At 47.5% G+C, this 12,087-nt stretch carries 11 protein-coding genes; 4 read left to right on the forward strand and 7 right to left on the reverse strand.

The window, feature by feature from the left end; translation table 11 throughout:
- Positions 1–28: 28 nt before the first annotated feature.
- The gene (locus tag HRU42_RS04490; protein ID WP_295029146.1) at positions 29–643 is read right to left on the reverse strand and encodes a YigZ family protein; all 615 of its coding nucleotides are present in this window, start codon (positions 641–643) and stop codon (positions 29–31) included.
- A gap of 257 nt (positions 644–900) precedes the next feature.
- Entirely contained in the window at positions 901–2,220 is a 1,320-nt protein-coding gene (pepQ, locus tag HRU42_RS04495) for a Xaa-Pro dipeptidase (protein WP_295029147.1), read from the reverse strand.
- 286 nt (positions 2,221–2,506) lie between these two features.
- Here pepQ and fadB point away from each other — a divergent pair, with 286 nt between their 5' ends.
- A complete protein-coding gene (gene fadB, locus HRU42_RS04500) occupies positions 2,507–4,660 on the forward strand; it encodes a fatty acid oxidation complex subunit alpha FadB (RefSeq protein WP_295029148.1) in 2,154 nt (717 codons plus the stop codon).
- A gap of 18 nt (positions 4,661–4,678) precedes the next feature.
- Positions 4,679–5,842, forward strand: coding sequence for an acetyl-CoA C-acyltransferase FadA (gene fadA / locus HRU42_RS04505; protein ID WP_295029149.1), 1,164 nt, complete (start codon positions 4,679–4,681; stop codon positions 5,840–5,842).
- A gap of 62 nt (positions 5,843–5,904) precedes the next feature.
- Here the strand turns inward: fadA and HRU42_RS04510 are convergent, their stop codons facing one another.
- The 5 genes from HRU42_RS04510 to HRU42_RS04530 form a co-directional block, all read right to left on the reverse strand.
- Positions 5,905–7,236, reverse strand: a complete 1,332-nt coding sequence (locus HRU42_RS04510; protein WP_295029150.1) for a transglycosylase SLT domain-containing protein — start codon at positions 7,234–7,236, stop codon at positions 5,905–5,907.
- Positions 7,237–7,321: 85 nt separating this feature from the next.
- Positions 7,322–7,918 (reverse strand): LPP20 family lipoprotein, encoded by a 597-nt coding sequence (locus HRU42_RS04515; RefSeq protein WP_295029151.1) that lies wholly within the window; start codon positions 7,916–7,918, stop codon positions 7,322–7,324.
- Between the two features lie 9 nt (positions 7,919–7,927).
- Complete coding sequence (locus HRU42_RS04520; protein WP_295029152.1) at positions 7,928–8,986, reverse strand: hypothetical protein; 1,059 nt, start codon at positions 8,984–8,986, stop codon at positions 7,928–7,930.
- 31 nt (positions 8,987–9,017) lie between these two features.
- Positions 9,018–9,989, reverse strand: a complete 972-nt coding sequence (locus tag HRU42_RS04525) for an LPP20 family lipoprotein (protein ID WP_295029153.1) — start codon at positions 9,987–9,989, stop codon at positions 9,018–9,020.
- Between the two features lie 15 nt (positions 9,990–10,004).
- On the reverse strand, positions 10,005–10,760 hold the full coding sequence (locus tag HRU42_RS04530) for an ETEC_3214 domain-containing protein (RefSeq protein ID WP_295029154.1): 756 nt from the start codon (positions 10,758–10,760) through the stop codon (positions 10,005–10,007).
- Positions 10,761–11,172: 412 nt separating this feature from the next.
- Here HRU42_RS04530 and ybaK point away from each other — a divergent pair, with 412 nt between their 5' ends.
- Positions 11,173–11,652 carry a Cys-tRNA(Pro) deacylase gene (gene ybaK / locus HRU42_RS04535; protein WP_295029170.1) on the forward strand — a complete coding sequence of 160 codons (480 nt, stop codon included), beginning with the start codon at positions 11,173–11,175 and terminating at the stop codon, positions 11,650–11,652.
- 178 nt (positions 11,653–11,830) lie between these two features.
- On the forward strand, positions 11,831–12,064 hold the full coding sequence (tusA, locus tag HRU42_RS04540) for a sulfurtransferase TusA (RefSeq protein ID WP_295029171.1): 234 nt from the start codon (positions 11,831–11,833) through the stop codon (positions 12,062–12,064).
- The last annotated feature ends 23 nt before the right edge of the window (positions 12,065–12,087 follow it).

Genomic DNA, 12,087 nt, shown 5'->3' on the forward strand with positions numbered 1-12,087 from the left:
TTGCTCAATCATCAACAAGGCTCTCGGCTCAGAGCTCAAAATTCGCTTTGAGCTTTCCCTGACTCATGGTGGCCAAATCAGTATTGAGTTTGTCTCGATACCGCTTAGGAAGCTCGAAGGTCACCAGCACCCTATCGGTAAAGTCTCTGTCCGATATCAGGCCGTCACACTGCTTAAGCAGATACTCCACATCTTGAAGTTGGCCATAATCACATTCCAATAAACCAGGATGACGGATCTGTTTAAGCTCAGTTTGTAACTGAGTCAGGCCTTGTCTGATACCCGAGCTATAGGCCCTGACTAAACCACCCACTCCGAGCTTAGTACCGCCGAAGTAACGCACCACTATGGCACCTATCTCACCCACACCAGAGCCCTGTAACGTGGCTAGCATGGGACGCCCGGCGCTTCCGGCTGGCTCTCCATCATCACTGGAACCGATAGCCATGCTGTTACCCGGTGCAGCATTCACGAACGCATAGCAATAATGACTAGCCCCAGGATACTCGCCCTTAATGTTAGTAAGTGCACACTTCATGTCTTCGCCAGACTGGCAGTGAAAAAGAAAAGAGATAAAGCGGCTATGCTTTATCTCCTCTGCTACGATTAAGTCGACAGATGGGATCGGATAACTATCAATCAATACGAGCACCTTCAATCATAAAATAAACATCAATAATAGCTTACCTATTAAGCCAACAAATTCAAATTGCAGGTCCACGCCGTGCCCACATAGAAATGCTTAGCTGTGATCCCCAAAAAACCACCACCCCGTGCCCACATAGAAATGCTTAGCTGTGATCCCCAAAAAACACCACCCCGTGCCCACATAGAAATGCTTAGCTGTGATCCCCAAAAAACGCCACGCAGTGGCTCACATAGAGATGCGCAGCAGATCTATTAGCCTAAGCCGCAATCGCGAGTCATATTCTCATTTCTATCGGCATGAACAATGACATTATCTTCGATACGAATGCCGCCGAATGGACGTAACTCATCTATGGTGTCCCAGTTGATCTGCGCCTGACGTTTATCTTGTTTCAAGCCATCAAGTAGCGAGTCGATAATGTAGATCCCCGGCTCTATGGTCAGCACTTGGTTCACAGCTAAGGTACGGGTGCAGCGCAGGAAGGGATGCGCATCGGGTGCGGCAATATGAGTGCCGCGTTCATCATGAAGATAGCCACCCAAGTCGTGGACTTGCAGCCCTAACATATGACCGAGTCCATGGGGGAAGAAGACGCTGGTGATGCCCTGCTCGACTAAGCCCTCGACATCTCCTCTGGCCATATTGAAATCTAACATGATCCGCGCAATTTTCTTATGGGTCTCAATATGCAAATCAAGATACTTGACTCCCGGCCGCATCATATCGACCAGCTCGAGCTGCGCCTTATTCATCGCCTCGATCAACTCACTGAAGATATTTTTCTCGAAGGCATAGGTACGGGTAATATCCGCGGCATAACCCGAAAAATTTGCCCCAGCATCGATAAGAAAAGATTTTCTCGGGTGAGGACTGGCATGTTCAAGCTTGGTGTAATGCAGAATCGACGCATTGCGGTTAAGCGCTATAATATTCCCGTAGGGAACCTCATTTTCGCCCTGACAAGAAGCAGACAGATATTCCTGCTGGATCTCAAACTCGCTGCCGCCATTATAGAAGGCATTTTTAGCCGCGACATGACCGCGCACCGCTATCTCGTTAGCGCGGCGCATACACTCGAGCTCATATTCGGTCTTGGTCGCTCTATGGTAATGAAGGTAACTCATCACGGCATCTGGGTTTCGAGTCTTAAATCCGAGCACATCGGCTACATCTAAGTGCTCGCCGATATAGGCCCAGTTGGCGATATCTTTCGGTAGTAACTCGGCAACCTTATCGGCCTTAGTCAGCAGTTTGATCTCCACATGCTCACTCCAGAATGCGTCGGGGACATCGGCAACCTTATGCCAGAAGTCTACCGGACGAAAGAAGATCAATTGCGGCTTATCCCGGCCATTGACGATCAACCAGGAGTGAGGGTTATCCAGAATAGGTAACCAAGCCTTAAAGTGCGGATTAACTTTAAAAGGGTAATCCATATCGTCTAAAAATTGACGATGAGGTTGGCCCGCATGGATCACCAGGCCAGATAAATTTTCTCGGGTAACTATGTCCGCCACACGACGGTTCAGTTCTGTAATGTGAGCAAGATAATGGTTAGCTAGCGGATCCATGAGCGACTTCCTTTATTAGTTGTTCTGATTGCTATACGTGTCTGACTCGCTTTTTAACGTCACTTAACAAGACTATTTATGCCTGGTTAGCATCTAAAAACAGTCTAACATAAAGCGTAAAAATACCGCCACCCAAGCAACAATCAAACAAGTGTTTAAATTGGGTGTTGTAATTTATCTAAAATCGTCGCACACTGAGTAGTAACTGGTCAGATGATGACCTGCGCTGAGATAGAAGAATAACCCCTACTAGTTAAGACGGGTATCACGCAAAAGGAAGCAAGCAATGATTTACCAAAGTCCTACGATTCAGGTTGAGTTACTTGAAAATAATATCGCTCGGCTCTGCTTTAACGCACCGGGCTCAGTCAACAAGCTAGATAGAGAAACGATTGACTCTCTTAACGCTGCACTCGATGCAATCAAGCAAAATTCAGACATCCAAGCTTTAGTCCTGACGTCAGGGAAAAGCGCCTTCATCGTTGGCGCCGACATCACTGAATTCTTAGGCTTGTTCGCCCAAGACGATAGCGTGCTACTCCCTTGGATAGCGGCAGCGAATGTCGTATTTAATAAGTTAGAAGATCTTCCCTTTCCAACACTCTCAGCCATCAACGGCTTTGCACTAGGTGGCGGTTTCGAAACCGTACTCGCGACCGATTTCCGTATTGCCGATACTACGGCAAGAGTGGGACTACCCGAGTCTAAGCTGGGACTGCTTCCAGGTTTTGGTGGTACGGTTCGCCTTCCACGTCTAATCGGCACAGATAACGCCCTCGAGTGGATCACTAGCGGTAAAGACCAACGTCCCGAAGCGGCACTTAACGTCGGCGCAATCGACGCTATCGTTGCACCTGAGAACTTACAAGCTGCAGCGATTCAGATGCTTAAAGATGCCGTCGCAGAAAAACTCGACTGGCAGAACCGCCGTGCTCGCAAGCAGGCACCACTTACACTGCCTAAGCTAGAAGCCATGATGTCATTCGCCACGGCGAAAGGCATGGTGTTCAAGATAGCGGGCAAGCATTATCCAGCACCTATGACAGCCATCAGCGTCATAGAGCAAGCCGCAAACCTTAAGCGAGATGAAGCCCTCAAGATAGAGCATCAGGCATTTGTTAAGCTAGCCAAGACTGACGTGGCTCAGGCATTGATTGGTATCTTCCTCAATGACCAGCTCGTCAAGGGCAAGGCTAAGCAGGCCGGTAAACTGGCTAAGAAAGTAGACACAGCCGCCGTACTCGGTGCGGGCATCATGGGTGGCGGCATCGCCTACCAGAGCGCCAGCAAGGGCACGCCTATCGTCATGAAAGATATTGCACAGCCAGCGCTGGAGTTAGGTCTGGGTGAGGCATCTAAGCTGCTTGCGGCGCAGATTAAACGTGGTCGCTCCACACCAGAGAAGATGGCCAAGGTGCTTAATAACATCACGGCGACGCTGGACTACACCCCGGTCAAAGATGTCGATCTCGTCGTCGAAGCCGTTGTCGAACATCCTAAGGTCAAGGCTATGGTATTGGCCGAAGTTGAGCAGCACCTTGCCGACGACGCCATCATCACCTCGAATACATCGACCATCTCGATTAACCTACTGGCTAAGGCCCTTAACAAGCCTGAGCGTTTCTGTGGCATGCACTTCTTCAACCCGGTACATAAGATGCCGCTGGTTGAAATTATTCGGGGTGAGCATAGCTCGGAAGAGACTATCGCTACTGTTGTTGCCTACGCCAGCAAGATGGGTAAGACACCTATCGTAGTCAATGATTGCCCGGGTTTCTTCATTAACCGTGTGCTGTTCCCTTACTTTGCAGGCTTCAGCGGCCTACTCGCCGACGGCGCTGATTTCGCCGCTATCGATAAGGTGATGGAGAAGCAGTTCGGTTGGCCAATGGGACCGGCATACCTGCTCGATGTTGTCGGTTTAGACACGGGTCATCACGCCCAGGCTGTGATGGCCGAAGGCTTCCCTGATCGCATGGCCAAAGACGGCAAAGATGCTATCGATATCATGTTCGAGGCAAAGCGCTTCGGTCAGAAGAATAGCAAGGGTTTCTATGCTTACTCGGTCGACCGTCGTGGCAAGCCGAAGAAAGATGTCGATGCCGTTAGCTATGAGCTGCTAGGCGCCGAATTCGGTGAGCTTAAGCAATTCGAATCCGATGAGATCATCGCCCGTACTATGATCCCTATGATCATAGAAACCGTGCGTTGTCTCGAGGAAGGCATTATCGCTTCACCTGCCGAAGCTGATATGGGTCTGGTTTACGGTCTAGGTTTCCCGCCATTCCGAGGCGGTGTATTCCGTTACCTAGATACCATGGGCGTAGCAAACTTCGTCGCCCTCGCCGATAAATATGCTCACCTAGGTGGCCTATATCAAGTAACCGATGCCATGCGTGAACTTGCCGCAAACAATGGCAGCTACTACCAGTCTAAATAAGTGGGAAGGAATAAAACAATGAAACAAGCAGTTATCGTAGATTGCATCCGTACTCCCATGGGCCGCTCTAAGGCTGGAGTATTTAGACATGTACGTGCAGAGACACTCTCTGCCGAACTCATGAAGGCCCTAGTTGAGCGTAACCCTAAACTGGATCCTAATACCATTGAAGACGTGATCTGGGGCTGTGTGCAACAGACTCTGGAGCAAGGTTTCAATATCGCCCGTAACGCATCACTGCTTGCGGGTCTGCCTAAGCAGATTGGCGGCGTGACCGTTAACCGTTTATGTGGTTCATCTATGGATGCCCTACACCAAGCCGCGCGCGCCATCATGACAGGCCAAGGTGATACCTTTATCGTCGGTGGTGTCGAGCACATGGGTCATGTACCTATGAATCATGGTGTCGACTTCCACCCGGGTCTTGCCAGTAATATCGCTAAGGCATCGGGCATGATGGGCCTTACGGCAGAGATGCTAGGGAAGATGCACGGCATCACACGTGAGCAGCAAGATGAATTTGCGGTACGTTCACATCAACGTGCTCATGCAGCCACGATCGAAGGTCGCTTCGCCAATGAGATCCACCCCATCGAAGGTCATGATGCCAATGGCGCCTTGATCATGGTTGAGCATGACGAGGTTATCCGCCCCGAAACGAGCATGGAATCTCTGTCAGGACTGAGACCCGCTTTCGATCCTGTCAATGGTACTGTAACGGCCGGTACATCTTCGGCCCTGTCCGATGGCGCTTCGGCCATGCTGGTGATGGAAGAAGAGAAAGCCAAGTCTTTAGGCTTACCAATCCGTGCCCGCATTCGCTCTATGGCTGTCGCTGGTTGTGATGCTGCCATCATGGGTTATGGTCCGGTACCTGCGACTAAGAAAGCACTGGAGCGCGCAGGCCTGACTATCGATGATCTCGATGTTATCGAACTCAACGAAGCCTTCGCCGCCCAGTCTCTACCTTGTGTGAAAGAACTAGGCCTGATGGATGTTGTCGATGAGAAGATTAACCTCAACGGCGGCGCTATCGCCCTGGGTCATCCATTGGGTTGTTCCGGTACGCGTATCTCCACCACGCTTATCAACCTGATGGAAAGCAAGGATGCAAAATATGGTCTAGCGACCATGTGTATCGGTTTAGGCCAAGGCATAGCAACGATATTCGAACGACCTTAACCTCTTAAGCTAGAACAAAAAGCCAGCAGAAGCTGGCTTTTTTATTATCTCAATACCTGTACTCAGATTATGTGTTGGTATAACTCGATTCGACCACTGACTTTTTCGAGGTAGTGCTTGGTCTCGTCATAGGGGAGATGGTCTAAGAGATGCTGGTAAACCTCATCCGGACTCATTTGATTGATCACCTTAGCCGCTTTTCTGATGTTGCGAGCGCCGTCATCATTAAAGGCTCTCGCCACGTTACCGGCACCGGTATTATACGCCGCAATCATGCAGTAAAATCGGCTCTGGTCATTTTCAATAGACTTGAGATAGCGCTTATTGAGGATATTGAGGTATGCCGCGCCCGTTGCCACATTAACAACCGGAACATACAGGTCCCTGGACGACATCGGCGCGCTAATCTTTCTCACCAATTTATTGACATCATAACCCGCAGTCGTGGGCACTATTTGCATCAATCCATAGGCGGGAATGGGTGATCTAGCCTTAGGATCAAAACTCGACTCTGAGTGGATCACCGCCATAATAAGCGCACTTGATATGTGCCACTTTTCGCCCTCTTGCTGGGCAAAACCAATGACAGCATTCGCGCGTGAACTCAGTCCATTTTTGGGCAAGTTAACCTTATACTCTACAATCTTCTTCTGGGTTAATCGGGCAGTTTGTTGCGCTCTTTGTTGCTCATAATCTTTACCCAACGTCACCAGACGTTCTCTTGCGACCGCTAACAGTTTTTTCTTCTTTTGCAGCGACACCTGCTCAATGATGTCGATCGAGAGATTGTCAGTCTTGGTCAGCTGGGTCTTATCGGACTCCTTATCAATCTCCCTTAATTGAGCCTTGGTTTGCGCAATGATAAGTTGTTTTGCTTGTTGCTCATTGTCGACGGAGAAGGTAACCGGCGTGATCTTGACCTCAGCAACGGCCTCGGGCTCTACCGCGGTGATCACCTTAGAAACATTCGAATCGGCGCTATCGACTAACGCCTGCACCTGTTTGCTGAGCTCCGCCTTAGCGTCTTCATCCGATACGTTCAGATCGACGAGTATCGATACCCTGACTTCATTATTTTCATAATCGATAATAGATTTAACCCTCTTATCGGCCGAATACTCTACGTTTTTATGGCGTTCAGAGACATCTCCTAGCCCCCATTTTTCGATGATTTCGGCGCGATATTGATCAAATTCTTGTAAATACTCTAGCCGCCAACTTTCATATTCTGCCATATAGGCAAACACAAAATCCTGATATTCCCTTTCTGTTTGCGCTTGGGTAAAGTTAGCCTTGTCTATTTCAGCATCGAGCTCTGAAAACCTATCGACAGCAACCGCTGAGGGTACACTCAATAATAAGCAGGCCATTAAGCCTGTTAAACGAGTCTTCATCTTTGAATCCTTTCTTAATGACATAAAAATAGCACCCACAGAACTCGGCAAGAGGGAGAGCGGATCTTACCCTCTTGCCTATGTACTAAAGCTTTTGTAATGAAGACAGTACAGCATCTAACTCTTCGGCGGCTTTGTTGTTATTAAACTTGTTCCATAATGCGGGATCCTTCTTACCTGCAGCAGCCACAACCTTGGCGATATTGTCATCATAAGTCGCTTTATCCATGCCGACTAAGGTGTACAGTCCACCACCTGGGCTACGCTGAGTCACTATCACTCGGCTATTAGATAATGTTCGACTGGTCACGTTTTTAGTCACAGACTCAAAGTATTCATTAACGTCTTCAGACACCCTGTCTGTGGTCGATATGATGCTAGCCTGGGTCGCCTGCTTAAATAAGGTATTCACGTTTGACTCAAACTGCTGCGCCAACCTAGCGCGGGCATCATTGGTTGCTATGTCACGCATGATACTCAAGCCTGCCACACTCTTTTTTGCATAACCGACGGCCCCAATTTCTATGCCATGGGGCATAACATCACACACCCAACGCGGCGCACTCATGGTGGCAGCATCCGGATAAAAACAGTCGAGTTGCTCAACATCTTGTACCGTGTCATTACTCTGACAACCGGCTAGAGCCACCATTACACCTGCTGTGATCAATATTTTTTTCATCATATTCCCTTAAAATTTTATGAAGTCGCCTAAGCTAATATCCGAGATTTTTTCATCCACGTCATGACAAAAGCTAGCAAAAAATGAGCCCATTGAGTTACATGTACTCTCAAACTTAACTTTTATCGTATCACCACGTTTTACCTTGCCAGCCATGTCGTTATCGATAATGACCCATGCATGATTAGGTTTAATACCGTGCTCGGCATTATTGATCACCACGCCTTCCCCATAACCACTGGTCTCGACTTCTATATCACCGGCATAGTTGGTCACTTTCTCGTGGGTGATGAAGTCCACCTCCCACTCAGGCATAACACCATTTTTACTTCCCATATCGATACGCACCATGGTTCCAGTATCACATTGACGCATTTCTACCACGCTCGCTCTTGGTGCGAGCAAGTTTTTCAAGTCATCGTTACGCGTCACTGCATACTTGGCTGCCTTAGCGATCATGCTGTTGATTTGATCTTGGGAGATAGGGCAACGAGAGTTAGTGGTGTCGAAAGAGAAACTCTGATCACCAACAAACTGTATTTGTTCCATTGTTATCATGTCAGGTAAGGATACGGTACGGGTACTGGCTTCAATGGTCGCTTTAAAATCACATGCCGCAGCGACGTAAATACGCTTGTCTGCTATCGGGTCATAGGAGGTATGGGCGGCTTGAAACTCACGCGAAAAGTTTGCCACACCAATATCTGTAAATATCGCATAGTCAGCAATCGGTACACCCTCTGAGCTGTAACGTCCACTCGCCTCTGCAATTTGTAACTCCGTCTTTAATTTCTTGGCTAAGTCACGATCGACAATTTGAGAACCGGTCACATCGATCTGCTGTATTAATGCTTGATGAAAGGATGCTGTAATACGTTTAGCCGTCTTGGTATCTAATTTTAGCTCAGGCTCAAACACCACAACTTTTGTATTCGAAGTGCCATTTACTACATGATTACTTTCAGGTAATTCTACTCTAGTAGACGCAGAACAAACATGTTGACCGGTTGACTGACAGCCGGTCAGTGTGGCTAACACGGCCAGCGAAACAATTATTCTTTTTAACATATATCATCCATTACAAATATTAAAATTTAATTTATAGCCCTAAAGCTTTCCAAAAATCCTGCTGCTTCAATAGAGTAGAAAAACGACGAGAAGCCCCCTCACTGGCACGTTCAAAACTGGTTACTGAATTGGCGTTGGCAATGATTTCATTACTGGCAACAACCAGGTTAGCGTTATTCTTCAAGATAAGGTTGACTTGAACCGTAGAGATGTACATATCGGCTAAATGCGTGTTGCGCCAATCTGTGTCTAGAATTAATCGATGGGTAAACGCATCAGTGTTACTGTCGACAACCTGAATGTGATATTCCGTTAGGTATCGGGTTATTGATTCTTTCATCCACTGTGCTTGTTTATCGGCGGAGATGAGCACCCTAATGCTGGCATGCACTCGAGCGACTTTATCTTTGAGTTCAACTATGACATTAACCGGCGTGTCGTATTCGGCACCTGACAGTGCTGACAAGATAGATTGCCGACTGGCCATATTCACTTCTCGCTCACTCACATCTGCATTGCGTAACCACCAGACTAAGGCGTCAGTCTGCGCCAGCGTATCGATTTCAAACTGGGCGAGTGCATTATATTGGCTAATATCGGCGATAAGTTGAGCGTTAATATTCGCCTTATCAATCTTAGCCTCAACAAAGAAGATATCGCCAACTTGCTGGGCCTTGGTGAACGTGACGCCATTAAGCACCAGTGCTGACGTCTTGGTGTTCACGGTGAAGTCGTTCACTTGCTGGTAGTGTTCTTTACCATTGATATTATTAGCGATGTTTCGGCTTTTACCGGTAGATCTCACCTCTGTCCACAGCTGCTGGTTCAAGGCGCTCATGGCTTTTTGCTTGGCTTTATCGAGAGATATGGCTTGCCCAACCGCCACCAATTCCGTGGGCTTGGTTATGTCGGGGTTTAGATACCAATTCGGTGTTTGACTGGTGGATTGGCACGCAGCGACTAGCGTGCCCGCCAAGAGCATAGCGACAAATTTTAGATTCATATTTCATCCTTGAATTTATTGGGTTTTTAGCAGTGTTTTATATTCAAAATGGGTCAGTAAACCTTCCACCATCACCTGGGGGTCAAGCTCAGTAATTGCAAAATAATTAGCTTCTAGCTGCCTACTGGCAGCTAACGATACGCTGACATCTTCAACACCTAGGTCTAATTCAGCATTAAGATCACTGACTTTTGACTGGTCACTATGGCTAAAATGCCCATAGTTTACCGCGCCTATAATCAGGTTATAAAACATGACGCTCTTACCTAAATCGTGTGACTCGGCGTAATACTCTAGGTTGTTTGCATCACTATAGTAGGTTTCCACCTGACTGAAATGACTCTCTATCTGGCTCGATAATAGGGCTTTGTCTGTGTAGGGAATGGAGACTTGGAAATCTGGACTTAGCCCCACCACGGCATAACCTGACAAACGCTCATCCTTGATGGCGAGAGTCAGTTGGTACTTCTTATGACCATAGTAGAAAAAGTTCACATCTAGGTTTGACTTGGATTTCTTCGATGCCTGGGGAGTGCCAAAAACACTGGTGACATAAGCTTGGGTTTGGCCCACATGTAGTGTCGATATTTGTTTAAACTCAATATCGTTGGTCCAATTTGCTACGAACGCTGCATAGGCCGAGCTAAGCGCATCCTTAGCATCATTCCATTGTCCCAGAGATAACATGACTGCGACCACAGTCAGGGCTACACTCTGTAATTTACTCCAAAAACTAGCCTTGCCAACTGATTCGGCAGTACAAGTATCCATGTCGGTGACTCCTTCCCTAGACTTACCACTAAACCAAGCAAGCATTAACAGGTGCAACAATAGCACAGCGAGTCGCTACAAGTTAAGACAATTGTATCGTCTTGAGAACATTACCTATGCGCTAACTGGACTAATGATTAAATCGCCATCAAATGTTGTGGCACTCGATAACATGCTCAAGATGACCTAAAAAAGTCTAAGCACTCTTGCTTAGGCTTTTTTATATAACACTTGTTCCACGTGGAACATCTCCACTGCAAGTTCCTGAAAATTTTCCCACAAACAGATCGACCTCCCCTTGAACAATTAATCAAAATCTGTCAAAACTATGCTTCACCAATTTTTATGGAGTCGATGTACTTGTGATGAAATTAAAGCTGAATGAGCAAGTTTGCGAAGAGCAAAAACCAGCATGACGCCTGCTATCGATGCACTAAAGACAGCCAAGATAGACTTCACCATTCATGAATATCACCATCAACCGGGTTGTGACTCCTATGGCTTAGAAGCAGCAGAAAAATTAGGTTTGCAACTCGAACAGGTATTTAAGACCTTAGTCGTTCAACTCGATGGCAAACAGCTTGTGGTTGCCATTATTCCCGTCGCCTCCAAACTCAGTATGAAACTCATAGCCAAGGCGGCGAAAGCGAAAAAAGCCACCATGGCCAATGCCGATGATGTGCAGAGATCCACGGGTTACAAATTGGGAGGTGTCAGCCCAATAGCGCAGAAGAAACCTCTCAAGACCTACATGGACATCAGTGCACAAGATCACCCACAAATATATGTCAGCGGCGGTCAACGAGGTTTAGATATCGAACTAGCACCAGAGCAGTTACAACTGATGACTAAGGCACACATCTCTCCCCTCACGAGTGAGTCGAGATTATAGGTTCCATCTAGATCCAATCTCACAAAATCTCCCTCAGAGCTTGGATAAAACTTTTTGCTGGAGTAATATTAGTCACTCTTTACAAGCACGCCTCACCTCTGATCCGCAGTAGGTTTGATGGCAGATATATGGTTGAGGAATTATGAGCGACCGAGTGAGTGATACGATTATCGATGGCATGAACCAGGCCGACCATCACCTTGATGCTATTGGGCTGAGATGTCCGGAGCCAGTTATGATGGTACGTAAATCAGTCCGCAAGATGGATGCCGGCGAGACCCTACTGGTCATCGCCGATGATCCTGCCACTACACGGGACATCCCCAGCTTCTGTGAATTTATGGATCATAAGCTAGTCTCGAGTAACACAGATAAAACGCCTTATCAGTATCTAATTCAGAAAGGGCTCTGAACTCAGCAGCCATAACTAGAGAA

Origin of the sequence: Shewanella sp., from assembly GCF_013214165.1 — a bacterium.
Taxonomy (GTDB): domain Bacteria; phylum Pseudomonadota; class Gammaproteobacteria; order Enterobacterales; family Shewanellaceae; genus Shewanella.

What these genes read in the sequence shown, in the direction of transcription:
- HRU42_RS04520 (WP_295029152.1), bottom strand. Translation starts at nt 8,986, where the DNA reads ATGTTAAAAAGAATAATTGTTTCGCTGGCCGTGTTAGCCACACTGACC.
- ybaK (WP_295029170.1), top strand. Translation starts at nt 11,173, where the DNA reads ATGACGCCTGCTATCGATGCACTAAAGACAGCCAAGATAGACTTCACC.
- fadA (WP_295029149.1), top strand. Translation starts at nt 4,679, where the DNA reads ATGAAACAAGCAGTTATCGTAGATTGCATCCGTACTCCCATGGGCCGC.
- HRU42_RS04525 (WP_295029153.1), bottom strand. Translation starts at nt 9,989, where the DNA reads ATGAATCTAAAATTTGTCGCTATGCTCTTGGCGGGCACGCTAGTCGCT.
- HRU42_RS04510 (WP_295029150.1), bottom strand. Translation starts at nt 7,236, where the DNA reads ATGAAGACTCGTTTAACAGGCTTAATGGCCTGCTTATTATTGAGTGTA.
- pepQ (WP_295029147.1), bottom strand. Translation starts at nt 2,220, where the DNA reads ATGGATCCGCTAGCTAACCATTATCTTGCTCACATTACAGAACTGAAC.
- HRU42_RS04515 (WP_295029151.1), bottom strand. Translation starts at nt 7,918, where the DNA reads ATGAAAAAAATATTGATCACAGCAGGTGTAATGGTGGCTCTAGCCGGT.
- HRU42_RS04530 (WP_295029154.1), bottom strand. Translation starts at nt 10,760, where the DNA reads ATGGATACTTGTACTGCCGAATCAGTTGGCAAGGCTAGTTTTTGGAGT.
- tusA (WP_295029171.1), top strand. Translation starts at nt 11,831, where the DNA reads ATGAACCAGGCCGACCATCACCTTGATGCTATTGGGCTGAGATGTCCG.
- fadB (WP_295029148.1), top strand. Translation starts at nt 2,507, where the DNA reads ATGATTTACCAAAGTCCTACGATTCAGGTTGAGTTACTTGAAAATAAT.